Genomic DNA, 25116 nt, shown 5'->3' with positions numbered 1-25116 from the left:
ACACCTCAAGACCGGGGCTGGACGCCCGGACCACGGGTCAGAATGGAACAGTCAGGGTTAACAACGCGTACTCAGATTTCGGCGGTCGGCAATTCCAGCAGGACGCGCAGCCCGCCCATGTCGCTGTCCGCCAAGGTGATTTTGCCGCCGTAGGCGCGGACCAGCTCGACGACGATGGATAGACCCAGGCCGGAGCCCGGCGTTGTCTCATCCATGCGCATGCCGCGTTGCAGGGCCGCCTCGCGCTGCTCCTCGGGCAGGCCCGGGCCGTCATCCTCGACGACCACGACCATCTGTCCGAGACCGGTGGCGCCGGCGGAGATGCGCACCCGGCGCTTGGCCCATTTGCAGGCGTTCTCCATCAGGTTGCCGAGAATCTCCTGCAGGTCCTGCCGCTCGCCGCGGAAGCCGAGCTCGTCGGGCGCGCGCCAGTCGATCTCGACGCCCTTGGTCTCGAACACCCGCTCCAGCATGACCGCCATCTCGTCGAGCACCTCGGCGATGGGGGTGCGCTCGCCCAGCAGCTGGGCGCGGGCGGCGGCGCGGGCGCGGCGCAGGTGGTGATCGACCTGGGCCTTCATGACCTCGGTCTGCTTGCGCACCATGTCGGGCAGCACGCCCTTCTGGGTCCCCGCCTCGGCCAGCATGACCGACAGGGGCGTCTTGAGCGCATGGGCGAGGTTGCCGACGTGGGTGCGCTGGCGTTCGACGGTTTCCTGGTTGTGATCCAGCAGGCGGTTCACCTGCTCGGCCAGGGGCTGGATCTCGACCGGATAGATGTGCGCGATCCGGGCGGCGCGGCCCTTGCGGACGTCGGCGATCTCGTTGCGCAGGCTGTACAGCGGGCGCAGGCCAATCTGCACCTGCAGGAAGACGGCGATGACCAGGCCGACGCCGAGGACCAGCAGGGCTGTCCAGGTGAAGGTGGCGAACTGGCGCGTGTCGGCGTCGATGTTCGAGCGATCCAGACCGGCCAGGAAGACCAGCGGCTCGGTCCGTCCCGGAAGGTGCTTCATGCTGGCGGCGACACGGAGCGGACGGCCCAGCGGCCCCTCGCCGTTGGGGCGCAGGCCATCGAGGTCGTTGTAGCTGATGGTCTCACCGAAGGCTTCGTTCAGGCGTTCGGGCAGGTCGTGGGGGATGGTCAGGCTCTCGCCCGCCAACGACGGCGAGCGGACCAGCACCCGGAGCGATCCGTCGGCGCTCGGCTCGGCCACCGCCCAGTATTTTCCCGACAGCGGGCGCAGGGTGCGGGCGTCCTTGATCTCGGCCACGGTCACGCCGCCAGGTGCCCCCGCGTCGGTGGCGATCACCACCTCGTCGATGGTGTCGGCCAGCACATTGCCGAGCCGGCGCAGGGCGGTTTCCTGGTACTGCGTGGTCAGCGCCCAGCCGGTCACGACCAGGGCGACGATGATCCAGGCGGAGGCCAGCCAGATGAGGCGCCGCGTCAGGCTGCGGCCCGGGCGGCCGAACCAGCGCCCCCAGGTTTTCGGCTCGGCCGCGGCCGGCTCGTTCACGGACCCCGCCCCCGTCGTTTCGGTCACGCCGCCTCGGACTCCCCGGTCAGCGGCGTCAGACGGTAGCCGAGGCCGCGCACGGTCTCGATCCGGTCAGACCCGATTTTCTTGCGCAGGCGGCCGACGAACACCTCGATGGTGTTGGAGTCGCGGTCGAAGTCCTGATCGTACAGGTGCTCGACCAGCTCGGTACGGCTGATGACCCGGCCCTGGTGCATCATCATGTAGTGCAGCAGGCGGTACTCCAGCGAGGTCAGACGCAGCGGTTCGCCGTTGACGCTGGCGCGGGCCGCGCGCGGGTCGAGGCGCAGGCCGCCGCAGGACAGGGTCGCAGAGGCGATGCCGGCCGAGCGGCGCAGCAGGGCGCGCAGGCGGGCCAGCAGCTCCTCGGTGTGGAAAGGCTTGGTCAGATAGTCGTCGGCGCCGGCGTCGAAGCCCGACACCTTGTCGGACCAGGCGCCGCGCGCGGTGAGGATGAGAACAGGCGTCGTCTTGCCCTCGCGACGCCAGCGCTCCAGCACCGAGACGCCGTCGATCTTGGGCAGGCCGAGGTCCAGGACGATGACGTCGTACGGCTCGGTATCGCCGAGGTAGTGGGCTTCCTCGCCGTCGGCGGCGTGATCCACCGCATAGCCGGCGTCGCCAAGCGCCATCTTCAGCTGACGCGAAAGGTCAGCGTCGTCCTCGACAAGCAGTACGCGCATTCAGCGTTCTCCGATAACCCGGCCCGAGCGGCCATCCACCATGATGTCCGCGATGCGGCCGCCGGGATATTCCCAACGCACTACAATGGTTCCACCGCGCTCGCTGGCGCCCAGGAAACGGCCCGGACGACCCGATGAGGCGCGTTGCACAGCCTCGCCCACGCTGACGCTGGGGCGGAGCTGTTCCCGCGGCTGATCGCGGTCGGGATTGACCGGGCGCGGGCCGCGTTCCTGCGCATTCACCGTCAGGGGACTGACGGCCAGCAGGGCGGCGGCGATGATGGCGGACATCCGGATCATGGAGAGCGGTGTAATCCTGCGGCTCTGAACAGCGGCTGAACGAGCAGTCTAGACATATTTCACCGGCTGCGGCGCCCCGAACCCTCGCGCATATGCGCGCGTGCTGTTCCGGAGCCTGGATAACCGGCGCGGGTGCGTGACGCAGAATTCACGCAGATGAACGTTAACTGACTTGCGCTGTTCAGATCAGGCTCAGCCGTGGGGTGGTCTTTTGGGGTCAACGCAGCCGGATCGGTTGCGCCAAACGCCAAGGAGAGACCCGATGTTCAAGAAAGCCCTCATCCCCGCCCTCGTCCTGGCCGCGGCTTCCGTCGCGGTCCCGGCAGCAGCCCAATCGTACGGCGGCCACGACCGCGATGGTCGCGACAACCGCGGCGGCCGCTACGAGCAGAACTACCGCAACTGGCAGCCGATCTCGCAGCGCAAATACAATCTCGACCGTCGCATCGACGTCGGCCTGCGCAACGGCCAGCTGAGCCGCCGCGAGGCGACCCGCCTGAAGGCCGAGCTGAACCAGCTCGTCCGTCTCGAGTACAGCTACCAGCGCAACGGCCTGACGATACGCGAACGTCAGGAGCTGGACCGTCGCTACGATCGCCTGTCGAACCAGGTGCGTGAAGAGCGCCGCGACCGTGACGGCCGTCGCTACTAAGGCCTGACCCTTCCTCCCCGAAAGGTCCGAGGGGCGCGATCCGAAAGGGTCGCGCCCCTTTCCTTATGGGCGGAGCCTGAGCCGGCTTTCAATCACGGTGAACCCCTGTCCGCGGAGCAGGACGCGATCGCCTCGCGTTTCGGTGACGATATCGCCGCCCCGGCCGGGGAATATCTGGCGGAAACGAACCACCGACTGCCTGAGCTTGTCCGCATACAGCGGGCCGAGAATGCAGTGCGCCGAGCCCGTGGCCGGATCCTCGTCAATGCCGCATCCCGGGCCGAAGAAGCGGTCGACGACATCGACATCATCGGCGGCATCGGCGGCGGCGCAGACAATGACCTGTCCCGGTTCGCCCGCCTCGCCCTGGATCGCGACAAGCGCGCGGAGATCCGGCGAAACGGCGCGCACCGCCGCCGCGTCGGAGAGTACGGCCACGAGATAGCGGCCGGCCCAGACTTCGAGCGGTTCGCCCCCGAGGGCTTCGGCCAGTCCGGCGACGGCCCGTGTGCGGCGAGGCGGATCGGCCGGGAAGTCCATCTCGTAGCAGTCGGCATGCGCCTTCACGATCAACGGACCGGAGCGGGTGTCGAAGACGACGGCTTCGCTGCGAAGATCGAGTTCGACGAGCAGGACATGCGCAGCCGCGAGGGTCGCGTGGCCACACAGGTCCACTTCCATGCCCGGGGTGAACCAGCGCAGGTCGAAACGGGCGGGATCGACGGTGCGACGCAGGAAGGCGGTTTCAGCCTGATTATTCTCCTTCGCGAGCGCCTGCATCCAGTCGTCGCCGGGCCATTGCTCGAACGGCTCAACAACACAGGCGGGATTGCCCCGAAGGGGCGCGGCGGCGAAGGCGTCGACGGTCCATTGGCGCATGGGTCTGCTCCCGACTGATCTGACGCTCCAGACCTGGCGCTCCCGCGCCGCCTCGTCCAGCCCCGCAATAAGTCGAACTCGACGGCCTACGTCCGCTTCTGACGCAGCGCGCTGTCATGATGCCCGCCGTTGGGGGAGCAGATGAACCACAGAGTCCGCTATGTCCGGAAAGTCCGCTGTTTTTTGAATTCGGACTCTACGTCGATATCCAGTGTCTTCCGGCTGATCCGGAGTCCGGCGGTCCGTAGCGACCTAGGCCGGTTCGATGACCGTCAGCTCCGGCCAGCGTCCCAGCGCGTTCGTCACGGCCTTCGTCCATCCCCTCGCCAGCGGGCGATCCGGATTGGGGCGGAGGGTCAGGTTGAAGACGTCTTCCAGGCCGAACGGGGCGACGACGCTGATCGAGTCGTCGTGTTCCAGCCGCACGCCCACGGCGAAGGCGGGCGCGACGAAACGGGCGGGAGCTTCGTCGGTGTTGCGCAAGGCATCGTAGGGCTCACCGAACTTGCCCTCGAACCACAGGTGAACGCGGGCCTGGTTGCGGACCTCGACCATGTCGCGGAAGGGCGGCTCGAAGGCGGCGGCGACGCGCTTGATCACGACATCCTCGGCGTCCCAACTGGTGTCGGGATCGAAGTAACCGAGGTCGTAATCGCGGATGCCGTAGCCGGCCGGGCGTCCGGTCTGCGCGTTCCAGATGCTCTGGTAGACCGCGCCCGAAAAAACGCGCCAGTCAGGAATGTCCAGCGACCGGATCGTCGTCATCACATGCATCAGGCCGGAGTCCGCGCGAACGATGTCGGCGAGCCGGGCTTCGAGATCGCTCATTCGTCAGTTCCTGATCGGCCAGCCGTGATCGAGCGGGCCATGCCCCTGCCCCAGGCCCGGCGCGCGACGCAGCGCCTCGGCGACATAGGCCCAGGCTTCAGCGACGGCGACTTCCAGCGGCAGGCCTTTGGCGATGCCGGCGGCGCAGGCGCTGGCGAGCGTGCAGCCGGTGCCGTGAGTGTGGCGGGTGTCGATGCGTTCGCTCTCCAGCACGGTCTCGCCGGTGGGGGTGAGCAGCAGATCGATAAGGGTGTCGCCCGGGACGTGGCCGCCCTTCATCAACACCGCCCCGGCCCCGAGATGCAGCAAGGCCTCTCCGGCGCGGCGCTGGCCGTCGAGATCGACGACCGGCAGACCGGTCAGCGCCTCGGCCTCCGGCGCGTTGGGGGTCAGCAGGGCCGCGCGCGGGATCATCAGCGAACGCACGGCGGCGACGGCCTCGTCCAGCAGCAGGGGGTGACCGCCCTTGGCCACCATCACGGGGTCCACGACCGCCGGGGCCGAGGTGCTGTCCAGGATAGCGGCGACCCGCTCGACCACCTCGATGGAGCCCAGCATGCCGGTCTTGATGGCGTCGGCGCCGATGTCATCCAGCACGGCGCGGGCTTGGGCCTCGATGAGGTCCAGCGGCAGCGGATGCACGCCATGAACGCCGAGCGTGTTCTGGACGGTGATGGCGGTGATGGCCGTGGCCGCATAGCCGCCCAGCATGGTCACGGCCTTGATATCGGCCTGGATGCCCGCGCCGCCGCCCGAGTCCGAGCCGGCGATGATCAGGACGCGTCCGAGGGGGCTGGTCATCGCCGGTGGATGACGAATCCCGGACGCGGCCGCAAGCGCTCTCTTGATATTGCCATATGGCTATATTGCTGATATACGATTTACATGCACACTGCTCTCCAGGCCCTGTCCGACCCGCACCGTATGGCCATCGTCTCCATGCTGGCCGATGGCGAACGCCCCGCGGGCGACTTCGTCGACGCCCTGCCGATCGCCCAGCCGACGGTGTCGAAGCACCTGTCGGTGCTGCGTGAGGCTGGTCTGGTGACGGTGCGCAAGGACGCCCAGCGGCGTCTCTACAGCCTCAATCCCGCACCGCTCGCCGAACTGGACGCCTGGCTGGCCCGTTATCGTCGCTTCTGGACGGACCGGCTGGACGCGCTGGAGGCGCATCTGGACAAGGAGTTCCCCCAATGACCGACACCCTCGCACCCCAGGTTCGTCTGGGATCAGACGCCGGGACCCTGAATCGCATCGAGGGCGGCTGGGAGCTGCGCTACGAGCGCCGCCTGCGCCATTCGCCCGAGCGGGTCTGGAAGGCTCTGACCACCGGCGACGGCCTGGCCTGCTGGCTGGCCGAGGCCGACATCGAGCTGGAGCCCGGCGGGAAGATGGAGCTGAACTTCCACCAGCCCGACCATGAGTTCATGCCGGACACGCCCGAGAAGCGGCGGCAGTCGAACGAGGTGCTGACGGTTCGCCCCTTCACCCTGTTCGAACACACCTTCGGCAGCAATCCGGACTCAGTGGTGTCGTGGCGGCTGGAGCCGGACGGCGACGGCACGCATCTGACCCTGAGGCATCGCGTCCCGGAATCGTGGGCCGGGTCGCGCAACAGCGTGCTCAGCGGCTGGCACTACCACATGGAGGGCCTGGAAGACGCGATCCAGGGCGTTCGCCACCCGTGGGATTGGGATCAGTGGTTCGCCCTGCGTGACGCCTACGCCGCGCGGACGGAGCAGGAAGACCGCGGGTGAGCGGGCCGGTCGCCGCCGCCGGCATGTTGATCCGACGACCGGTCGGCGAGGTGTTCGAAGCCTTCGCCGACCCCGCCGTGACCTCTCGCTTCTGGTTCAGCCGCGGCTCCGGCCGACTGAAGCCCGGAGCCGAGGTGCGGTGGGACTGGGATATGTACGGCGTCGGCACCGACGTGGCGGTTCGTGAGGTCGAGCCCGGCCGCCGCATCCTGATGGTCTGGGACAACCGGTCGGATCCGACCGAGGTCGACTGGCGCTTCGAAGCCCGCGGCGACCACACCTGGGTGACGATCGAGAACCGCGGCTTCAGCGGCACGTTGGAGAAGCAGACAGCGAAGGCGCTCGATTCCACGGGCGGTTTCGCCCTGGTGCTGGCGGGAGCCAAGGTCTGGCTGGAACACGGGATCAATCCGCGCTTCGTGCCCGATCGCCATCCCGACCACCACGCCCCTGGCTGGAAGGACGATGCATGAGCGAGCCGGTCGAGGTTCGGGTGGAGAAACGGTTCCGGCATCCGCGAGAGCGGGTGTTCGACGCTTTCATCGATCCGGCGCACGTCGGCGACTGGCTGTTCCACACGCCCGAAGGGGTGATGGAGAAGACCGACTACGAGCCCCACCCCGGCGGAGCCTTCGCCATCTTCGAGCGGCGAGCGACGGGCCTGGCGCGGCATTTCGGGCGGTTCGTCGCCGTCGAATATCCCGACCGGATCGTGTTCGACTTCTGGGTCGATGAAGCGCCGGAGGAACCGACGCGGGTGACGGTGACTTTCGCCGTCGAGGACGAGGGTTGCCTCGTCGTCCTCACCCACGATCTCGCGCCGGCGTGGGCAGACTTCGCGGAACGCAGCGCGGCAGGCTGGATGATGATCCTGACCAGTCTGGAAGACGTGGTGGAGCGGACCTGAGGGAAGGAGAGCGACATGGGCGAAGCGACGGAACCGACCGAACAGCATCGTTGGCTGCAGGCGCTGGAGGGTGACTGGACCTGGGAAAGCTGGAGCATTCCGGAAGACCCCAAATGCCGCTGGAGCGGCGCCGAGACGGTCAGCCGCTACGGCGATCTATGGACGGTGTTCGAAGGCAAGGCGCAGACGCCGGAGGGAACGGACGCGTCGAGTCTGCGCATCACCCTCGGGTACGATCCCGACAAGGCGAAGTTCGTCGGCTCCTTCATCTCCACCATGATGGCCAGCTTCTGGGCCTATGAGGGGACGCTGGACCCGGATGGCCGCATCCTGCGGCTGAAGGCCCGCGGGCCGCGCTTCGACGGCAAGCCGGGCGAGGCCGACTACGAGGACCTGATCGAGGTCGTCTCGCCCGACGAACGCTACCTGCGCGGCACCATGCAGGCCGACGACGGGACGTGGACGGAGTTCATGGTCACCCGCTATCGCCGCAAGGGCGCGGCCGGATGATCCTGGATCGGACCTGAAGGGAGGCGTTCGTGACCGATCGTGCCTACATTGGAGCGTGGCAGGCAGGAGCTCCGAATGGCGCGAAAGACCGTGGTGATCGTGGGGGCCGGCTTCGGCGGCCTGGCGGCGGCGAAGGCCCTGAAGGGCGCCGACGTCGATGTGATCCTGATCGACCGGACCAATCACCACCTCTTCCAGCCCCTGCTCTACCAGGTCGCCACCGCCGCGCTGTCGCCAGCCGACATCGCGACGGCGACGCGGACCTTGCTGCGCCGCCAGCCGAACGCCACGACGCTGATGGGCGAGGTGACGGGCGTAGACGCCGAGGCGAAAACTGTGAGCCTGGCGGACGGGACGACGATCGCCTGGGACTGGCTGATCCTGGCGACTGGCGCGGCCTACAGTTTCTTCGGCCATCCGGAGTGGGCCGAGGACGCGCAGGTGCTGAAGTCGATGGAGGATGCGCTGGACATCCGTCGGCGGCTGCTGGGCGCATTCGAGCGGGCGGAGCTGGCGGGTGACGATCCGGACGAGGTGCGGCGGCTGACGACCTTCGTGGTGGTCGGCGCCGGGCCGACGGGCGTGGAGACGGCCGGCACGATCGCGGAAATGTCGCGCCAGACGTTGCGCCGGGACTTTCGCCGCATCGATCCGACGAAGGCGCGGGTGATCCTGTTCGAGGCCGGGCCGCGGGTGCTGACGGCGTTCACGGAGCCGCTGTCGGCCTATGCCGAGCGGGCGCTGGAGGAGCTGGGCGTCGAGGTGCGGACCGACACGATGGTCGAGGCGATCTCGGACGGCGTGGTGCGGGCGAACGGCGAGGACATCGAGGCTGGGGTGGTGCTGTGGAGCGCCGGTGTGGCGGCGCGGCCGGCGGCGCAGTGGCTGGGCGCTGCGGCGGCGCGGAACGGGGCGGTGGTGGTTCGGCCGGACTGCTCCGTGGATGGGTTCGAGGGGGTGTTCGCCATCGGCGACGTGGCCAGTTACGCGATGGACGGGAAGCCGTTGCCGGGGCTGGCGCCGGTGGCGAAGCAGCAGGGCATGTGGCTGGGCAAGCTGATCCGGGCGCGGCTGGAGGGGCGGCCGGAGCCGGCGCCGTTCCGGTATCGCGACTGGGGCACGATGGCGGTGATCGGGCGGTCGCGGGCGGTGGCCATGCTGGGCGGACTGAGGATGACGGGGCTGCTGGCCTGGCTGGCCTGGTCGATGGTCCACCTGATGCTGCTGATTGATTTCCGGAGCCGGCTGACGGTGTACGTCAACTGGACGTGGGCGTGGTTCACCCAGGGCCGGGGCGCGCGGCTGCTGGCCCGGCTTCCGTAAGCGCGGCCTGGACGGCGAGGGCCTGGACGGTTTCGCGGACATCGTGGACGCGGATGATGGCGGCACCGTTTCGGGCAGCCTGCAGCGCCAGGGCCAGCGAGCCGCCGAGGCGGTCGGCGGGGTCGGTCGCGGCTGGATCGATGGACTGGATCATGCGCTTGCGGCTGGCGCCGTAGAGCACCGGGAAGCCGGCGCCGAGCAGGGCGTCGAGGCGGGCGGTCAGGACCAGGTTGTGGTCGACGGTCTTGCCGAAGCCGATGCCGGGGTCGAGCCAGATGCGGTCGCGCGACACGCCGGCGGCCATGGCGGCGTCGGCGCGGGCGGCCAGCCAGTCGGACACTTCGGACAACACGTCGTCGTAGTGGGGGGCGTCCTGCATGGTGCGGGGCTCGCCCTTCATGTGCATGAGGACGACGTCGCAACCGAGGTCGGCGGCGGTCTCCAGCGCGTCCGGGGACCAGGTCAGGGCGGCGACGTCGTTCCACATGGTCGCGCCGGCGGCGACGGCGGCGCGGGCGACAGCGGGCTTCATGGTGTCGATGCTGATGGGGCCGTCCCAGGCGGCGCGGAGGCCGGCGATCACGGGGGCGGTGCGGGCGATCTCTTCCGCCGCGTCGACGGGATCGGCGCCGGGGCGGGTGCTTTCGCCGCCGATGTCGAGGATGTCGGCCCCCTGCCCCGCCAGCGCCAGGCCGTGGGCCACGGCGGCCTCGACCGAGGCCAGGCGGCCGCCGTCGGAGAAGCTGTCCGGCGTGACGTTGACGATGCCCATGACGCGGGGGGTCACGAGGCCTTCCCCTGCGGATGGATGGTCTCGCCGCGGCGGAGCATGTCGACGAAACCGGCGACCTTTCTGGCGCGACCGGCGTCGGTTTTCATCGCTTCGGTGCGGAAGATGAGGGCGAAGCGGTTCTGGGCCGACAGGGTCGCGAACATGGCCTTCGCGGCCGGGTCGGCGTCGATGGCCGCCTGGAGGTCATCGGGCACGGTCGCCCCCTTGACGCGGTAGGCGGCGTCCCAGCGGCCGTCGGCCTTTGCGGCCTCGACCTGAGCCAGGCCGTGTGCGGTCATGCGGCCTTCGGCGATCAGGCGGGCGACGTTGTCGACGTTGATCTGGCTCCAGACGCTCTTGCGGCCGCGGGGCGAGTAGCGCTGGAGGAAGCTCTTTTCGTCCAGGGATTTGCGGATGCCGTCGATCCAGCCCCAGCACAGGACGACGTCGATGGCTTCGGTCGGGGTGATCGACGTCAGGCCGGAGGCCTTCTTGTGGACCTTGATCCAGACTTCCGGCTCGCGGTCGTGATTGCGGGCCAGCCAGGCGTGGAAGGCGTCGGCGTCCTCGAACGGATGGACGCGGGCCGGGTCGATGACCACGGGGGCCATCAGTCCTTGCTCCCGATCAGGCGGCTGATGGCCTCGAGGTAGCCGGCGAAGGCGCGGCGGCCCTCGTTGGTGATCGAGACGCGGGTCAGCGGCTTGTTGTCCCGGAAGCTCTTGTCGATGGCGACGTAACCCGCCTCCTCCAGCTTCTTGAGGTGGACGGAGAGGTTGCCCTGGGTGGCCTCGAGGACGGTCTTCAGCTCGGTGAATTCGGCGGCGTCGACGTCGGCGAGATAGACCATGATCCCCAGCCGCATGCGGCCGTGGATGACGTCGTCGATCTTGCCGAGATCGGCCAGCCCCATGGGTCAGCCCGCCTTCGCCGGGGCCCGGGCTTCGCGGAACATGACCCAGCCCGGCAGGGCGAACAGCAGGAACAGGGCGACCGTGCAGACGCCGAGGTACAGCACGGGTTCGCGCACGAGTACGCCGAGCGCCACGGCCGTGGCCCAGCCGCCGAGCGCCGTGGCCAGCATCCAGCCCTTCCGCTTGAGCGTCCAGGCCATGTACCAGGCGGCGGCCTGGAGGGCGAAGACGATGGAGGCGTAGTAAAGCCAGATCGCGAAGTCCTGGTCGCGGATGGCGCCGACGCCGAAGATGATGATGACGGCGCCGTTGGCCATGCCGGTGGCGCTGAAGGCCGCGCTGAGGGTGCGGGTGGCGAGCGCGCCGCGGTTGGCGACGCCGTCCTTCCGATCGCGCAGGATGGCCCAGGTCAGGATCGCCAGGAAGGTGACGGTGATCATGACGACGAAGATCAGGTTGGCCAGGTCCGGCCAGCGGATCAGGCCGATGACCTGACCGACGTGGAACAGGCACTGCAGGCCGTACAACAGACCGCCGGCCAGATAGCAGATCGCCAGGGTCAGCGGCGGCCTGCCTCCGCCCTCGACGATAGAGCGCATGAAGGCCAGGTCGGCCTCGGCGGACTGGACGCGGGGATTGGCAGGCATATGCGATTCTCCGGAACCGGCTCGTCCGCTTGGGGTGGACGAGCCGGCTGGTATTGGCAAGCTATTCGGCGGGGACCGCCAGAGGGTTCCGCGAGCGCCGCCAGGGGATGCGGCGGCCGTTCAGGGCCTTGCCCACGAAGGTGTGGCGGACGAGCAGTTCATAGCTGAGCAGCGAGACCGCCATGACGCCGGCGACGACCGCGGCCATCTTGCCCCACCACGGCAGGGGCGCGTCCAGCATCAGCACCTGGCCGGCCATGACCAGCGGCAGGTGGACGATGTAGATCCAGTAGGAGGCGTCGGCGAGGTAGCGGCGCACGGCGCTGTAGCCCGACATGAAGCGGAGCGAGAGCGCCGTGACGGCGAAGGAGGAGGTGAAGACGGCGAAGGCGTAGACGGCGGCCGTGAACGCCTTGAGCGAGGGGTCGGTCACCGGTTCGAGCGAGAAGTCCGCGCCGCCCGACAGGACGAAGGCGCCGGCGCCGGTGCCGAGGGCGACGATGGTGAACATCGGCCACAGGCGCTCGATGCGATCCAGCAGGTCACGGCGGCGGTCCAACAGGACGCCGAGGCCGAAAGCCATGCCGAAGGCGGTGACGGCCGCGGGATTGGGCACGAAGCCCTTGTCCGGGGTGGGGATGCCGAAGAAGGCGATCCAGTCGGGCGTCAGCCACAGGGCGACCGCCAACGGCGCGGCCATGAGGAGGGGCGTCCAGGGACCGATCAGGGCGCCGGTCAGGCGATCGACGAGGCGACCGAAGGCGCCGTTGCGGTCGAGGGCGGCGAAGGGCGCGCGCAGGATCAGCCAGGCGGCGTAGAAGAGCAGCAGCACCCACAGGAACCAGAGGTGCAGCAGGGGGAAGGTCTCGAGCGTCAGGGGCGGCGGCGGGGGACCGTCGGTGGGGATGGCGCCGCCGTTGTCCATGGCGGCCTTCCAGACGATGACGCCGATGACGGCGGGGAAGACCACCCACCACATGCCGAACAGCGGGTTGGCGATGCGGCCGAGACGGTTGCGGATGAAGCCCCACGTACCCTTCCGCGCCAGCATCATGTGGGCGAACAGGCCGGCGATGAGGAAGAAGGCCGTCATCCGGAACAGGTGGATGACGAAGAAGATGATCGAGGCCGCGGGCGAGGTCTGCTCGTCCGGGAACAGCCAGATTTGGGTCGGCAGATAGCTGAGAGACGCGTGCAGCACGACGCCGAGCAGCAGGGCGCCGCCGCGCAGGGCATCGAGCCCGTGCAGGCGGTCGGGTTGGTGGAAATCGGATGACGACATGACAGTCCTCCCTCTTGATGGAACGCGTGTACGCCAGACTTGTTTGAATTGCAAACTTGTTTGCATGAAGGAGATTGTCGAAGGGAACGGGGAAGGCGCGGGGCGTCCGGGCCTCGCCCGGAATGCTTTGTGTTTTACCGTTTCGACGAGACAGGCCGCCCCGCGTGGTCGTTGGTTTCGCGCGCCCTCCGGCTGGCGGCCCTGTTAGAGCCTTGACGGATCTCCGCCGCCGCCGTTGCCGGAAGCGACGTGGGTGGGACATCGGCTGAGCCAGCGGTCCGCACCTTCGATGCGCGGCGAGCAAGCAGGCAGCATCCATCGCTGCCCGACGAGGCCCCCCGGACTACCCTTCGCCCGGGCTTCATCGCTCGACCACACCCCGCCGTCGTCGAGGCGCTGGATCCGACGCCTTCCCCATCGACGGGATGAGGGGATTATGGGCGCGGCGGATACCTCGCTGCGTAGAGGGAATTTAGTCGGGGGAAGTCAGCGGGTTGGCGAAAACAATCGGAAAATAGCCGACACCTTTTCCCGCTATCGTCATCCTCCGGCGCCCGCAGGGCGACCGGGGGACCCAGCGGCGCCGAAGCGCCAGCGAAGGCGAAACCTGGCCGCCAGCGCTCCCGACCGGTTCGCGCTCACGCGCGCCGCTGGGTCCCCCGGTCTCCCCTCGCATGCGCGAGGCTCGCCGGAGGATGACGATAGCAGGAGGGAGTGGGCGCCGCCGGTACGACGAAAGGAAGTGGAGCGGTCGAGATTCACCTCGCCATCGCCCCCGAGGCGATGGGGAGGTGAGCGGCGGCGTTCGCCCTTCCCCCATTTCGGGGGAAGGTGGCTCGCGGAGCGAGACGGATGGGGGCTGGTTCCGCGATCAAGCCGGCTGGAATCTTGTCGCCGGCGACAGCCCCCATCCGGCCCTTCGGGCCACCTTCCCCCGAAATAGGGGAAGGAAGAGAAGGCGCGCAGGAAAAAGGGCGGCGCCCGGAAGCGCCGCCCTGATCCATTTTGACCTGTGACCCTAGTGGACCGTCGGTTGCTCCACCTCGACGCCGTCCGACACCGGGGTGATCGGCACCGAGACCGAGGGGCCGGAGTTGGGGAAGTTGTTCTCGTCGCGGTTCGGGGCGAGGCCCTTCTCCAGCAGGTCCTTGATCTCCTCGCCCGAGAGGGTTTCGAACTCGAGCAGGGCCTGGGACAGCTTCTCGTGGTCCTCGGCCTTTTCGGTGAGGATCTTGCGGGCCTCGTCCCAGCCGCTGGTGACCAGGGCCTTGACCTCCGCGTCGATGGTGCGGGCGGTCTCTTCCGAGATGTTCTGGGTGCGCGAGACCGAGTGGCCGAGGAAGACCTCTTCCTGGTTCTCGCCGTAGGCGACGGTGCCCAGCTTTTCCGAGAAGCCCCAGCGAGTGACCATGGCGCGGGCCAGTTTGGTGGCCTGTTCGATGTCGGAGCTGGCGCCCGAGGTGACGTTCTCCTTGCCGAAGATCAGCTCCTCGGCGACGCGGCCGCCGGCCATGATGGCGATGCGATCGACCATCTGCTGGTACTTCATCGAATAGCGGTCGCCTTCCGGCAGCTGCATGACCATGCCCAGGGCGCGGCCGCGCGGGACGATGGTCGCCTTGTGCACCGGGTCGGCCATCTTGACGTTCATGGCGACGATGGCGTGGCCGGCCTCGTGATAGGCGGTCAGGCGCTTCTCTTCCTCGTTCATGATCATCGACTTGCGCTCGGCGCCCATCATGACCTTGTCCTTGGCGTCCTCGAAGTCGCGGTGGGTGACCATGCGACGGTCCTTGCGGGCCGCCATCAGGGCCGCCTCGTTGACGAGGTTGGCCAGGTCGGCGCCCGAGAAACCGGGGGTGCCGCGGGCGATGGTCTTGACGTTGACGTCGGCCGCCAGGGGCACGTCCTTCATGTGGACGCGGAGGATCTTCTCGCGGCCGCCCACGTCGGGGTTCGGCACCACGACCTGACGGTCGAAGCGGCCGGGACGCAGCAGGGCCGGATCCAGCACGTCGGGGCGGTTGGTGGCGGCGATCAGGATGATGCCTTCGTTGGACTCGAAGCCGTCCATCTCGACCAGCAGCTGGTTGAGGGTCTGTTCGCGCTCGTCGTTGCCGCCGCCCAGGCCGGCGCCGCGGTGACGGCCGACGGCGTCGATTTCATCGATGAAGATGATGCAGGGAGCGTTCTTCTTGGCCTGTTCGAACATGTCGCGGACGCGGCTGGCGCCGACGCCGACGAACATCTCGACGAAGTCCGAGCCGGAGATCGAGAAGAAGGGCACGCCGGCCTCGCCTGCGACGGCGCGGGCCAGCAGCGTCTTGCCGGTGCCGGGAGGGCCGACCAGCAGGGCGCCCTTGGGAATCTTGCCGCCGAGGCGCTGGAATTTGGCCGGGTCCTTGAGGAAGTCGACGACCTCCTGAAGCTCTTCCTTGGCCTCGTCCACGCCGGCGACGTCGTCGAAGGTCTTGCGGCCCTTGTGCTCGGTCAGGAGCTTGGCCTTGGACTTGCCGAAGCCCATGGCGCCGCGGGCGCCGCCCTGCATCTGACGCATGATCAGGATCCACAGGCCGATGATCAGCAGGAAGGGCAGCAGGCCGATGACGGCGGTCAGCCACATGGGCTGGGCCGGGTCGTTCATCTTAACCGCCGCGCCCTTCTCGGCGATGCTGGTGACCAGGTCGGTGTTCGGCAGCGGGGCGACGGCGGTGAAGTTGGTGCCGTCCTGCAGCTTGCCGGTGATCTTGGCGTTGCGGGCCTCGATGGAGACGATCTTGCCGTCGTCCCGGGCCTTGAGCAGGTCGGAGAAGCTCAGCTCCACCGGTCGCTCGGCCGCGGCCTTGCCGGTGGCGGGCGCGCCGAGCGTCGTGCCGCTCCGGCTGAAATAGGCCCAACCGCCGAGGACCAGTGCGATGAGCAGGCCTGCGATGGCGAGATTGCGAAGATTCATTCTGGTTCGATCCTTCGGGACGCCGGACGCCCCGTCACTCTCTGATGTCAGCGCTCGAAAATAGGTGCTTCCAAGGCGTCGCGCCATGCGTGAACGCGCCTAGGTCGGTTTCGTGCGTCATTCCGTCCAGCGCCGAAGCCAGTCTCTGTGCGACCAGCGCCTGCGCCTTGTGCGCGTCCCCTGCAAGAACCGGGGCAGTCGCGTCGTTCCGGATCAGCACAGGGCGGGCGGCGCGGGCGGCGGGCGGCAGGGCGGAGAGGACGGCGCGGTCGGCGTCGGACAGCTGGTTGAGGCGGCCGGCGGCGGGGACGGCGACCCAGCCGGACTGCGGCGCGGTCAGGGCCCAGCGGCCGTCCCAGACGGTTTCGAGGCCTTGCGGGAGCGGGACGGGCGGGGTGGCGTGGCGGCGGTACTCGCCGGGCTCGCGCAGGACGAGGACGCGGTCGCCGGCGGCCTCCAGCCGGGCGCCAGAGAGGGCGGCGGTGAAATCCTCGCCGGAGCGGAGGCGGGTCAGGGCGTGGGCCAGACGGTCGCCGCGCGGGGGCCGCTCGCCGCCGCCGGCGCAGACCAGGGCGGCGGCGAGGGTGCGGGCGTCGGCGTGGCGGGACAGGCGGATGACGTCGTCCTCGACGGCGAGGAGGCCGCGGGCGGTTGCGGGGGCCGCGAGGGCGGTCGGCGGGGGGCTTGTTCCGGCGAGGGCCCGGCGGGCGCGGCTGCGGGCGAAGCGGGGGTCGTCGTTGGCGGGATCGTCGATCCAGGCGGCGTCGCGGGCGCGGAGCCAGTCTCGCAGGTCCTGACGGCGAACGTCCAGCAGGGGGCGCAGGAGCATCAGCCCCCTCCCCTCCGGCCAGACCGGCGACGGCGACCAGGCGCGCAGGCGGCCGAGGGAGGAGCCGTCGGCACGCATGAGCTCACCCTCGGCCACGTCGTCGGCGGTGTGGGCGAACAGGACGACGCGGGCCCCGGCGGCGCGGGCGGCGTCGGCGATCAGGCGGTGGCGGGCGGCGCGGGCGGCGGCGGGCAGGCCTGTGGCGGGATGCGGGCCGGTCCAGTGGAGAAGGCGCCAGTCGGCCCCGGCGCCGGCGGCGGCGCGGGCGGCGAGGTCGTTCCAGCGCGGGCTGTCGGGGTTGAGGCCGTGGTCGACGGTCAGGGCCAGCAGGCGGCGGCCGTTACGGCTGGCCCAGTCGGCGGCGAGATGCAGCAGGGCGACGGAGTCGCCGCCGCCGGACAGGGCGACGGCCAGGGGTCGGTCGACGGCGGTCTCCAGCCGGGCGGTCAGGCGGTCGTCGACCGCCCGGAGCCAGCCGGGCGGGGCCTGGATCAGCCCGCTCTCCGCGGCGGACGGGCCGGCGCCGGCGCGGCCGGGGCGGGACAGGCGAAGCGGGTGCGCATCTCGGTCGCACGGGTGCGCAAGGGAGCGGTGGCCGCCTGGGCGTAGCGGTTGGTGAACTCGGTCAGGGCGCCACAGGCCTCGGTCTTCTTGTCCTGGGCGAACAGGGCCTCGGCGAGGGCGAGGGTGGTGGACGGAGCCCAGGTGGCCGTCGGCCAGCCGCGCAGGGCCGAGGCGTAGGCGCGGACGGCGTTGTCGTAGTCGCGGCCGGAGACGCGCAGGTCACCGAGGCGCGCGTTGGCTTCGCGGGCCTGGGGGGTGTCGGGCCAGGCGAGGATGACGGTCTGCAGGGCGCGATCGCCGCGCTGCGGATCGGTGGCGGCCAGGCGGACGGCGGCGGCGAGGTCGCGGCCGGCGTCGCCGGTCGGCGAGGTCTCGGAAATGGGCGAGTTCAGCTCGGCCTCGCGGGCGGCGGCCTGTTCGATGGTGCGGACGCGGCCTTCGGCGTCGCGGACGCGGGTGGCGAGGCTTTCGTTGTCGCGGGCGGACTCGTCCAGGGCGAAGGTCAGGCGCTCGAGGTCGCCGTTCACGCGCTGGAGGGTGGCCTCCATGTCCTGCAGGCGGCGGTCCATGCCGGCGACGCGGCCTTGCAGGGCGATGACCTCGGGATCGGGCTCGACGATGACCGGCTGACCGGCGGCGTTGCGCTGGGTCAGGGCGCGTTCGAGGCGACGGACGTTGCGATCAAGCTGGTCGAGACGCTTCTTGTCCCACTGCACCGGCTCCATAGGCGTGGTCTGGGCCACCACGGTGGTCGTGCCGGCGATCAGGACGACGCCCAGCACCGTGACGAGGGCGTTGCGGGAGCGCATGGCGGAAGGGAGCTTGAGCATGTCGTTGTGGTCCCACCGATTTGAGGCCGGTTCAAGACAGAGCGAAATCGCTCTTGATGGACGAAGTCTATCAAGATCCAGATTTCGCTCCGTTTGATGCTGGACCATTTTCTGGATTCAGCTCGAGCCGAGCTGAAGCGAAAATGGTCGTGGGGGCCGACATGCGCCGGCCCCCTTCGCTAACTCACGTCGGGGATTAGCGCGTGGCGCCCGAGACGATGGCGGTGTGGGCGTTGCGGTTGCGGGCCCAGGCTTCCTCGTTCGAGCCGGCGGCGATCGGACGCTCCTTGCCGAAGCTGATCGTGTCGATGCGGCCGGCGTTGACGCCGCGCTCGACCAGATAGGTGCGGACCGACTCGGCGCGGCGGGCGCCCAGGGCCAGGTTGTACTCGCGCGTGCCGCGTTCGTCGGCGTTGCCTTCGATGCGGATGGTCACGTTCGGATAGCGCTGCAGCCAGGCGACCTGGGCGTCCAGGCGCGGGAAGGCTTCCGAGCGGATCGAATAGCTGTCGAGGTCGAAATAGACGCGGTCGCCGACGTTGACGACGAAGTCCTGCTCCGAACCCGGCGTCGCGGCGCCGAGGTTGCCGCCGTCCACCGGACCCGAGGGCGCGGTCGGATACTGCGGGCCGCTCGGGGGCGGCACGGTGTTGCCGGCGCCGGTGTCGGCGGCCGGGCGCGGGGTGCAGGCGGCGATCGCGGCGACGGCGACGCTCACGGCGGCCAGACGGGCGATGGTAGCGGGCTTCAGCATGAAAGGTCTCCTGTGGTCGCCCCGTCCGGGGCCTCAAGCTTTGCTATAAAAGGTCGATACTGTCGCGCCAGCACTTTCACCAGTCACGATAACGCGGGAGTGAGCGCAAAGGCTCCGCTTGTGATCAGGCCGGACAGGCGTCCGGGCCGCTACCGCCCAAACGTGACGGCTGGGCGTCCAGCAGCGGCGACCAGGCCGGATCGGAGCCGCGGCCGCCGTATCCGGCCTGGCTGACGACGCGGCCGGACAGGTCGACGGTCCAGAGGCGGGTGTCGCCGCCGGGGCTCTGACGCGCGAACATGATGTAGCGGCCGTTGGGGGCCCAGGTCGGGCCTTCCTCGAAATAGCTGGACGACAGGATGCGCTCGCCCGAGCCGTCGGTGGCCATGACGCCGGTCGAGAAGCGGCCGCCGCCCTGTTTGGTGAAGGCGATCAGGTCGCCGCGCGGGCTCCAGCTGGGGGCGGTGTACAGGCCGCCGCCACGCGAGATCGGGCGCTGGCCCGAGCCGTCGGCGCGCATGGTGTAGAGGCGCGGCGAGCCCGAGCGGTCCGAGGTGAAGACCAGCTGGCTGTTGTCGGGGCTGAACGACGGCGAGGTGTCGATGCCGGGATCGGTGGTCAGGCGGCGCAGCTGCCGGCTGGACAGCTCCATGACGTAGACGTCGGTGTTGCCGCCGCGGATGATCGAGAAGGCCAGTTTGGTGCCGTCGTTGGAGAAGCGCGGGGCCAGCACCTGACCGTCGAACTCGCCGATGCTTTCGCGGCGGCCGGTCGACAGGTTGAACAGGTAGATGCGGCTGTAATCCTTGCCCAGCGCGACGTAGGTGATCTCGTTGGGGTCGCTGAGCGAGAAGCGCGGCGACATGATGATCTCGTCGCCCTGGGTCAGGTAGACGGGGTTGTAGCCGTCCTGGTCCGAGATCGCCAGGCGCGACAGGCGGTTCAGCTGGGTGCCGCTTTCCGAGACGAAGACGACGCGGCTGTCGAACAGGCCGCTTTCACCGGTCATGCGCTGATAGACCAGGTCGGCGATCTTGTGGCCGATGCGGCGCCATTGCTCGGGCGTGGCGGTGAACTGGTAGGCGACCAGCTGGCACTGGCGGTAGGGGTCGTACAGGCGGAAGCCGAAGTCGTTGCGACCGTCCGGGCGCGCCGTCACCGAGCCGTACAGCACGGCCTGGGCGCCGATGGAGGTCCACTGCGGGAAGTTCGGCGCGTTCGACAGGCTGAGGCCGGTCTCGACGAAGCTGTTGGGGTCCAGCGGCTCGAAATAGCCCGAGCGGCGCAGGTCGGCGCGGATGACGTTGCCGAGATCGGAGCCGTTCTGGCCGTCGAAATTGGCCACGGCGATCTGGAACGGCCGCAGCACGCCCTGGTCGATGACGACCTCGACCGGCTCCTGCGACTGGGGCTGACCGGCGGGCGGCGTCTGGGCGGTGACCGCGCCGGCCGTCATCGCAAGGATGGCGGCGCTCGCCAGTAGTCGGTTCAGTCGCATCAGGGGCTCCCGCGAGTTCAGACGTCCGCCGGTTCTTGTCGCCGAACCAGTCGCATAAGGCCAGCATGGCGGCGAATGGGGCGACTTTCAGGCACTGTCAGGCTTGATCAGCCTGAACGGCGCCGGTTCCTAGCGGTTGCAGGCCCGATCTGTGAAGAAGGTCGGGCGGTAGCTCCCGCCGGTGAAGCCCGCCGGAACGTCGAAGGGGGCGGTGGCGCGGATGGCGCGCATCGCTTCGGCCGCGGCCGCCCGATAGACGTCCGAGTTCTGGGCCCCGATCAGCGTCGGGCCGGAAGTGATGCGGCCGGTGGGCGAGAGGGTCACGTCCATCTGGATGCGCAGGGCGTCGCCGCCGGGCATGTCGCACGTCGCCCGGATGCTCCAGTTTTGATAGACCTGCTCGAACATGGCCGTGACCACCGGTCCACGGGTTTGCTCGGCCGGTCCCGGGGTCCCCGGAGGGTTGGGGCGGCCGGGATTGGGACGCGTGTTCGGGCGCGTCGGACCCGCGAGTTCATCCAGATTCAGGCCCGGCGAGGGGCGCGGCGGCTGCGGACGGGGCGGCTGGGGGCGCGGCGCGGGACGCGCCGGCTCCGGCGGACGGGGCGTGGGTCGCGGCGCCGGTCGCGGCGGTTCAGGACGCGGCGGTGGCGGCGTCGGCGTGGGCTTCGGCGGCGTCGGTTCGGGCGGGGTCGGCTCAGGGATGTTCTCGACCTCGGCGCCGGCGGCTTCATCCTCGGTCGGGGTTTCGACGACGACTTCCTCGGCCCCGCCCAGTTCGAGCTGGTCGGAGACGATCTGGACCGGCACCGAGGTGACGGTCGGCAGCGGAGGACGCGCGCCGGTGATCAGCATCGCCAGGCAGGCGACGCCGATGACCACGCCGTGAACGACGACGGATCCGACCAGTGCTGCGCCGGGACGTTCCAAACCGCTACTCTCCGGTCGGGGCGGTGTCGGTGATCAGGTTCAGCTTGGTGAAGCCGGCGCCTGACAGACGCGCCATGACACGAGCCACGGCCTGATAGGGCGCGCGGCCGTCGGCGCGGACGAAGATCGGCGTCTCACGCGAGTTCTCGCCGGCTTCCTGGGCGACGCGGACGACCAGCTGCTCCCAACGGACCTCGCTCTCGCCGACGTACATGGCGCCGTTGCGGTCGATGGAGACCGACACGGGCTGGGCGTTGGTTTCGACGGCGCTGGCTTCGGTCTTGGGCAGTTCGACCTCGACGCCGGTCGTCAGCAGCGGAGCCGAGATCATGAAGATGATCAGCAGCACCAGCATGACGTCGACCAGCGGGGTGACGTTGATCTCGCTCAGCGGACGCTTGCGCGCCCGGCGGCGGCCGCGGACGTGTCCGCCCCCGCCGGCTGCTCCTCCGAGGGCCATGGCTCAGGCCTCCCGGCCGGACGAGGCGCCGAGGCGGCGCGCCACGGCGGCCTGCAGGTCGTCGGCGAAGGATTCGAGGCGGCCGGTGAACTTGCCCGCGTCGATCGAGAACTTGTTGTAGGCGATATAGGCCGGGATGGCGGCGGCCAGGCCGATGGCGGTGGCGAACAGGGCCTCGGCGATGGCGGGAGCCACGGTGGTCAGGTTGGTGTTGCCGGAAGCCGCGATGGCGCCGAAGGCGTTCATGATGCCCCAGACGGTGCCGAACAGGCCGATGAAGGGCGACGAGGTGGCGACGACCGAGAGGACGCCGAGGCCGTTCTCGACGCGCTGGCCTTCACGGGCGATCAGGCTGTCAAGGGCGCGGTCGATGCGGGCCATCAGCATGGCGCCCTGGCTTTCGGTCATCTGGCCCCGGGTGCGGGCCTCGCGCCAGTCGGTCAGGGCGATCACCAGCATGCGCGGCAGCGGGTGCGACGGGTTCGGACCGGCCTGATTGGCGATCTCTTCCAGCGAACGGCCCGAGCCGACGGCGTCCTCGAACGCCTTGGCCTGGCTGTTCAGGGACGAGAAGCGGACGGCCTTGTCGATGATCACCGCCCACGACCAGACCGAGGCGACCGCCAGGCCGATCATGATCGCCTTCACGACGATGTCCGCCTGCATGAACAGGAGCACGGGGTTGAGAATCGAGGCTTCGGTCATTCAGGCGTCCTTCCGTCTGTCCGTCCTTGTCCATCGGACGGGCGTGGCGGTTGTGTGGCGATTCTGGCGAGGATTATCGGGGTGTAGCGGGACGGTCACCTGTCTGCACGTGACAGGTTCGCAATGTCCGGCCGGTTTCGCCCGATCGACTATTCGGAAGCGCGATCCGTGCGGGGCTGAACCGCGACGGAGACAGGGGCGCCGACGCTGATGATGACGCCCTCGTGCCCTTCCTTGGCGATGGAATAGGTGGCGGCGTCGCGCAGCAGCTGATCCTCGCAGGCGCGGTCGTTGGCGCGGCCCAGATCGGCGCAACCGCGACGGGCGGCGTCGGCCCAGCCGCGGACGCGGCGGGTGGCGGCCTCGGCGCGCTTGATGGCGGCCTCGTCCTCGGCCGCGGCCTGGGCGACCAGGGCCTGACGCGCGCCCTGCTGGTACTGGAGCTCGGCCTGACCGGCCATCTTGCGCTCCCACACGCGGTAGTGCGGGCAGCCGACCAGGGCGCCGCCGCCCAGGATGATCAGCAGCAGGACGATGGTGACGAGCGCGCCGACGCTCATGCCGTTGCTATGCATTGGAAATCCCCTCGATGAATGTGCAGGCGGCCGTTCAACCGGTCGTCCCGGGGGCCAGCCAGGGCCCGATCTTTTCAAGCAGCGCCTTCGTCGGACGGCGCGGACGGCCGTCCATGTGGATGCAGACGACCTCGACATCCGCCTGGCAGAGGTCGTCTTCGCCGCGGGAGATGGTCTGGGAGATCAGCAGGCGCGGCCCTTTGGCGGCGTCGTAATGGGTGCGGACCACCAGTTCGTCGTCGATGCGGGCGGGCTTGAGGAAGCGCAGATCCATCTTCGAGACGACGAAGGCCATGGGCTGGTCGCCGTCCAGCAGTTCGGCGTGGCCGATCCCCATCAGGCGCAGGCAGTCGGAGCGGCCGCGCTCGAAATAGCGGACGTAGTTGGCGTGGTAGACCAGGCCGGTGAAGTCGGTGTCCTCGTAATAGACGCGGACCGGCAGGCGATGCTCGCGGCCCTCGAAGCGGCCGGGGGTGGGACGGTCAGTCATGGGATAGCCGGCGGACGGGTCAGGAAGCCGGGGCAGAGGTCGCGCTGGATCTGGCGGAACTCCTGCTTCAGCGGATCGGTCTCGAGCATCAGACGGTTGGGCCGCGAGATGAAGGCGATGACCTCGTCGCCGTCGGTGATGTAGCCGCAGACGGCGAGGCGACGGCCCTCCTCGGTGTAGCTGATGCGGGCCTGCCGGCCGAGATGTTCGCGGACCTGCACGCGGGCGCGGGCTTCGGGCGAGGGCTCGTCCGTGCCGAAGCCGCCGCGGGTGACCAGCCACAGGATCAGGGCGCCGAGCACGATGACGGCCACCCCGAGGATGGGGATCAGACGGTCAGTGCGGATCGAGCGTTGCGCCATGCGGCCTCCTCAAGCGGGACCATGCCGGGGTTCGGCGGCGAGGTGAAGGTCTACTTGCCGCCGAACAGGTCGCCGGCCTGGGGAGCCTTGGGCGGCTCGGTCAGGCCGAGGTGGCTGTAGGCGCGGGCGCAGGCCATGCGGCCGCGGGGGGTGCGCTGGATGAAGCCCTGCTGCAGCAGATAGGGCTCGATGACGTCCTCGACGGCGTCGCGGGCCTCGGCGATGGCGGCGGCGAGGGTGTCCATGCCGACGGGGCCGCCGCCGTAGTTCTCGATCAGGGCCTTGAGGAAGCGGCGGTCGTTGGCGTCGAGGCCGACCTCGTCGATCTCGAGCCGGGCCAGCGCGCGGGCGGCGACCAGTTTGTCGATGGAGGCCGCGCCCTCGGCGGTGGCGAAATCCCGGACGCGGCGCAGCAGACGGCCGGCGACACGCGGCGTGCCGCGGGCGCGCGAGGCGATCTCCATGGCCCCATCCTCGGTCAGGACCGCGCCCATCTTGCGGGCCGCGCCCATGACCACGCGGGTGAGTTCGGCCGGGGTGTAGAACTCCAGCCGCAGCGGAATGCCGAAGCGGTCGCGCAGCGGCGTGGCCAGCAGGCCGGCGCGGGTGGTGGCGCCGACGAGGGTGAAGGGGGCGAGGTCGATGCGGACCGAGCGGGCGGAGGGCCCCTCCCCGATGATCAGGTCCAGCACATGGTCTTCCATGGCCGGGTACAGGATCTCCTCGACCGCCGGGGCGAGGCGGTGGATCTCGTCGATGAACAGCACGTCGCGCGGTTCGAGATTGGTCAGGATGGCGGCCAGGTCGCCGGCCTTGGCGAGGATGGGGCCGGAGGTGGCGCGGAAGCCGACGCCCAGCTCGCGGGCGACGATCTGGGCCAGGGTGGTCTTGCCGAGGCCGGGCGGACCGAACAGCAGGACGTGATCCAGCGCCTCCTGACGGGCGCGGGCGGCGTCGATGAAGATCTTCAGATTGCCCTTGGCCTGCTCCTGGCCGACGAACTCGGACAGGGTCTGGGGCCGCAGGGCGCGGTCGTAGGGCTCGCCGGGCGCGGGGTGGCCGGAGACGATGCGGTCGTCGGTCATGCCGCCCTCCCCGGGCGAGGGTCGAGAGGCGAGGGTCGAGGGGCGAAGCGGGCGAGCGCCGGGTGCTGATCAGGCGCGACAAGGCG

At 69.5% G+C, this 25116-nt stretch carries 30 protein-coding genes; 7 read left to right on the top strand and 23 right to left on the bottom strand.

Annotated features, from left to right (window positions below; translation table 11 throughout):
- Positions 1 to 71 precede the first annotated feature (71 nt).
- Genes GGR12_RS04870 through GGR12_RS04860 form a run of 3 tightly spaced genes read right to left on the bottom strand, consistent with a single transcriptional unit; the run spans position 72 to position 2524 of the window.
- Complete coding sequence (locus GGR12_RS04870; RefSeq protein ID WP_183203240.1) at positions 72 to 1520, bottom strand: ATP-binding protein; 1449 nt, start codon at positions 1518 to 1520, stop codon at positions 72 to 74.
- Between the two features lie 23 nt (positions 1521 to 1543).
- A complete protein-coding gene (locus tag GGR12_RS04865; RefSeq protein WP_183203239.1) occupies positions 1544 to 2224 on the bottom strand; it encodes a response regulator transcription factor in 681 nt (226 codons plus the stop codon).
- Positions 2225 to 2524 (bottom strand): PepSY domain-containing protein, encoded by a 300-nt coding sequence (locus GGR12_RS04860; RefSeq protein WP_183203238.1) that lies wholly within the window; start codon positions 2522 to 2524, stop codon positions 2225 to 2227. It lies immediately after the preceding gene.
- Between the two features lie 262 nt (positions 2525 to 2786).
- Between GGR12_RS04860 and GGR12_RS04855 the strand changes: the two genes are divergently transcribed.
- The gene (locus tag GGR12_RS04855) at positions 2787 to 3176 is read left to right on the top strand and encodes a hypothetical protein (protein WP_183203237.1); all 390 of its coding nucleotides are present in this window, start codon (positions 2787 to 2789) and stop codon (positions 3174 to 3176) included.
- Between the two features lie 63 nt (positions 3177 to 3239).
- Here the strand turns inward: GGR12_RS04855 and GGR12_RS04850 are convergent, their stop codons facing one another.
- From GGR12_RS04850 to thiD, 3 genes are all read right to left on the bottom strand, one after another.
- A complete protein-coding gene (locus tag GGR12_RS04850) occupies positions 3240 to 4055 on the bottom strand; it encodes a PhzF family phenazine biosynthesis protein (RefSeq protein WP_183203236.1) in 816 nt (271 codons plus the stop codon).
- A gap of 252 nt (positions 4056 to 4307) precedes the next feature.
- Positions 4308 to 4883: a nucleotidyltransferase family protein gene (locus GGR12_RS04845; protein WP_183203235.1), complete on the bottom strand. Its 576-nt coding sequence runs from the start codon at positions 4881 to 4883 to the stop codon at positions 4308 to 4310.
- Positions 4884 to 4886: 3 nt separating this feature from the next.
- Positions 4887 to 5684: a bifunctional hydroxymethylpyrimidine kinase/phosphomethylpyrimidine kinase gene (thiD, locus tag GGR12_RS04840; protein ID WP_183203234.1), complete on the bottom strand. Its 798-nt coding sequence runs from the start codon at positions 5682 to 5684 to the stop codon at positions 4887 to 4889.
- Between the two features lie 84 nt (positions 5685 to 5768).
- On the opposite strand from thiD, the gene GGR12_RS04835 reads away from it, so the two are divergent.
- From GGR12_RS04835 to GGR12_RS04810, 6 genes are all read left to right on the top strand, one after another.
- Complete coding sequence (locus tag GGR12_RS04835; protein WP_183203233.1) at positions 5769 to 6080, top strand: ArsR/SmtB family transcription factor; 312 nt, start codon at positions 5769 to 5771, stop codon at positions 6078 to 6080.
- A complete protein-coding gene (locus tag GGR12_RS04830; RefSeq protein ID WP_183203232.1) occupies positions 6077 to 6640 on the top strand; it encodes an SRPBCC family protein in 564 nt (187 codons plus the stop codon). The genes GGR12_RS04835 and GGR12_RS04830 overlap by 4 nt, the downstream gene beginning before the upstream one ends.
- Positions 6637 to 7113, top strand: coding sequence for an SRPBCC family protein (locus GGR12_RS04825; protein ID WP_221212199.1), 477 nt, complete (start codon positions 6637 to 6639; stop codon positions 7111 to 7113). The genes GGR12_RS04830 and GGR12_RS04825 overlap by 4 nt, the downstream gene beginning before the upstream one ends.
- On the top strand, positions 7110 to 7547 hold the full coding sequence (locus GGR12_RS04820) for an SRPBCC family protein (RefSeq protein WP_183203231.1): 438 nt from the start codon (positions 7110 to 7112) through the stop codon (positions 7545 to 7547). The genes GGR12_RS04825 and GGR12_RS04820 overlap by 4 nt, the downstream gene beginning before the upstream one ends.
- Positions 7548 to 7562: 15 nt before the next feature.
- On the top strand, positions 7563 to 8057 hold the full coding sequence (locus GGR12_RS04815; RefSeq protein WP_183203230.1) for a DUF1579 domain-containing protein: 495 nt from the start codon (positions 7563 to 7565) through the stop codon (positions 8055 to 8057).
- Between the two features lie 75 nt (positions 8058 to 8132).
- The gene (locus tag GGR12_RS04810) at positions 8133 to 9380 is read left to right on the top strand and encodes an NAD(P)/FAD-dependent oxidoreductase (RefSeq protein WP_183203229.1); all 1248 of its coding nucleotides are present in this window, start codon (positions 8133 to 8135) and stop codon (positions 9378 to 9380) included.
- On the opposite strand, the gene folP is transcribed toward GGR12_RS04810, so the two are convergent.
- The 17 genes from folP to ruvB all read right to left on the bottom strand — a co-directional run bounded on the left by folP (position 9337) and on the right by ruvB (position 25030).
- The gene (folP, locus tag GGR12_RS04805; RefSeq protein WP_183203768.1) at positions 9337 to 10152 is read right to left on the bottom strand and encodes a dihydropteroate synthase; all 816 of its coding nucleotides are present in this window, start codon (positions 10150 to 10152) and stop codon (positions 9337 to 9339) included. The two genes, GGR12_RS04810 and folP, sit on opposite strands and share 44 nt — an antisense overlap.
- Before the next feature lie 11 nt (positions 10153 to 10163).
- Complete coding sequence (locus GGR12_RS04800) at positions 10164 to 10763, bottom strand: YdeI/OmpD-associated family protein (protein WP_183203228.1); 600 nt, start codon at positions 10761 to 10763, stop codon at positions 10164 to 10166.
- On the bottom strand, positions 10763 to 11065 hold the full coding sequence (locus GGR12_RS04795; protein WP_183203227.1) for a winged helix-turn-helix domain-containing protein: 303 nt from the start codon (positions 11063 to 11065) through the stop codon (positions 10763 to 10765). The genes GGR12_RS04800 and GGR12_RS04795 overlap by 1 nt, the downstream gene beginning before the upstream one ends.
- A gap of 3 nt (positions 11066 to 11068) precedes the next feature.
- Complete coding sequence (locus GGR12_RS04790) at positions 11069 to 11713, bottom strand: hypothetical protein (RefSeq protein ID WP_183203226.1); 645 nt, start codon at positions 11711 to 11713, stop codon at positions 11069 to 11071.
- Between the two features lie 61 nt (positions 11714 to 11774).
- Positions 11775 to 12995 carry an acyltransferase family protein gene (locus tag GGR12_RS04785; protein WP_183203225.1) on the bottom strand — a complete coding sequence of 407 codons (1221 nt, stop codon included), beginning with the start codon at positions 12993 to 12995 and terminating at the stop codon, positions 11775 to 11777.
- Positions 12996 to 14013: 1018 nt separating this feature from the next.
- A complete protein-coding gene (gene ftsH / locus GGR12_RS04780; RefSeq protein ID WP_183203224.1) occupies positions 14014 to 15948 on the bottom strand; it encodes an ATP-dependent zinc metalloprotease FtsH in 1935 nt (644 codons plus the stop codon).
- 34 nt (positions 15949 to 15982) lie between these two features.
- Positions 15983 to 17149: a PP-loop family protein gene (locus tag GGR12_RS04775; protein WP_246328798.1), complete on the bottom strand. Its 1167-nt coding sequence runs from the start codon at positions 17147 to 17149 to the stop codon at positions 15983 to 15985.
- Positions 17150 to 17268: 119 nt separating this feature from the next.
- Complete coding sequence (locus GGR12_RS04770) at positions 17269 to 18171, bottom strand: tetratricopeptide repeat protein (protein WP_183203223.1); 903 nt, start codon at positions 18169 to 18171, stop codon at positions 17269 to 17271.
- Between the two features lie 196 nt (positions 18172 to 18367).
- Positions 18368 to 18925, bottom strand: a complete 558-nt coding sequence (gene pal, locus GGR12_RS04765; protein WP_221212198.1) for a peptidoglycan-associated lipoprotein Pal — start codon at positions 18923 to 18925, stop codon at positions 18368 to 18370.
- Positions 18926 to 19049: 124 nt separating this feature from the next.
- Positions 19050 to 20423, bottom strand: a complete 1374-nt coding sequence (gene tolB, locus GGR12_RS04760; protein ID WP_183203222.1) for a Tol-Pal system beta propeller repeat protein TolB — start codon at positions 20421 to 20423, stop codon at positions 19050 to 19052.
- A gap of 129 nt (positions 20424 to 20552) precedes the next feature.
- Positions 20553 to 21353, bottom strand: a complete 801-nt coding sequence (locus GGR12_RS04755) for a hypothetical protein (protein ID WP_183203221.1) — start codon at positions 21351 to 21353, stop codon at positions 20553 to 20555.
- A 4-nt stretch (positions 21354 to 21357) separates the two neighbouring features.
- On the bottom strand, positions 21358 to 21813 hold the full coding sequence (tolR, locus tag GGR12_RS04750; RefSeq protein WP_183203220.1) for a protein TolR: 456 nt from the start codon (positions 21811 to 21813) through the stop codon (positions 21358 to 21360).
- 3 nt (positions 21814 to 21816) lie between these two features.
- Positions 21817 to 22518 (bottom strand): protein TolQ, encoded by a 702-nt coding sequence (tolQ, locus tag GGR12_RS04745; RefSeq protein WP_183203219.1) that lies wholly within the window; start codon positions 22516 to 22518, stop codon positions 21817 to 21819.
- 149 nt (positions 22519 to 22667) lie between these two features.
- Positions 22668 to 23093, bottom strand: a complete 426-nt coding sequence (locus GGR12_RS04740; protein ID WP_183203218.1) for a hypothetical protein — start codon at positions 23091 to 23093, stop codon at positions 22668 to 22670.
- 34 nt (positions 23094 to 23127) lie between these two features.
- Positions 23128 to 23583 (bottom strand): tol-pal system-associated acyl-CoA thioesterase, encoded by a 456-nt coding sequence (gene ybgC, locus GGR12_RS04735; RefSeq protein WP_281378520.1) that lies wholly within the window; start codon positions 23581 to 23583, stop codon positions 23128 to 23130.
- Positions 23580 to 23945 (bottom strand): hypothetical protein, encoded by a 366-nt coding sequence (locus tag GGR12_RS04730; protein WP_183203217.1) that lies wholly within the window; start codon positions 23943 to 23945, stop codon positions 23580 to 23582. Before GGR12_RS04730 ends, ybgC begins: the two co-directional genes overlap by 4 nt.
- Positions 23946 to 23995: 50 nt before the next feature.
- Entirely contained in the window at positions 23996 to 25030 is a 1035-nt protein-coding gene (gene ruvB, locus GGR12_RS04725) for a Holliday junction branch migration DNA helicase RuvB (RefSeq protein ID WP_183203216.1), read from the bottom strand.
- Positions 25031 to 25116: the final 86 nt, after the last annotated feature.

This window comes from Brevundimonas lenta (assembly GCF_014196335.1).
GTDB lineage: Bacteria > Pseudomonadota > Alphaproteobacteria > Caulobacterales > Caulobacteraceae > Brevundimonas > Brevundimonas lenta.
This window is presented reverse-complemented; position numbering and strand designations above follow the sequence as displayed.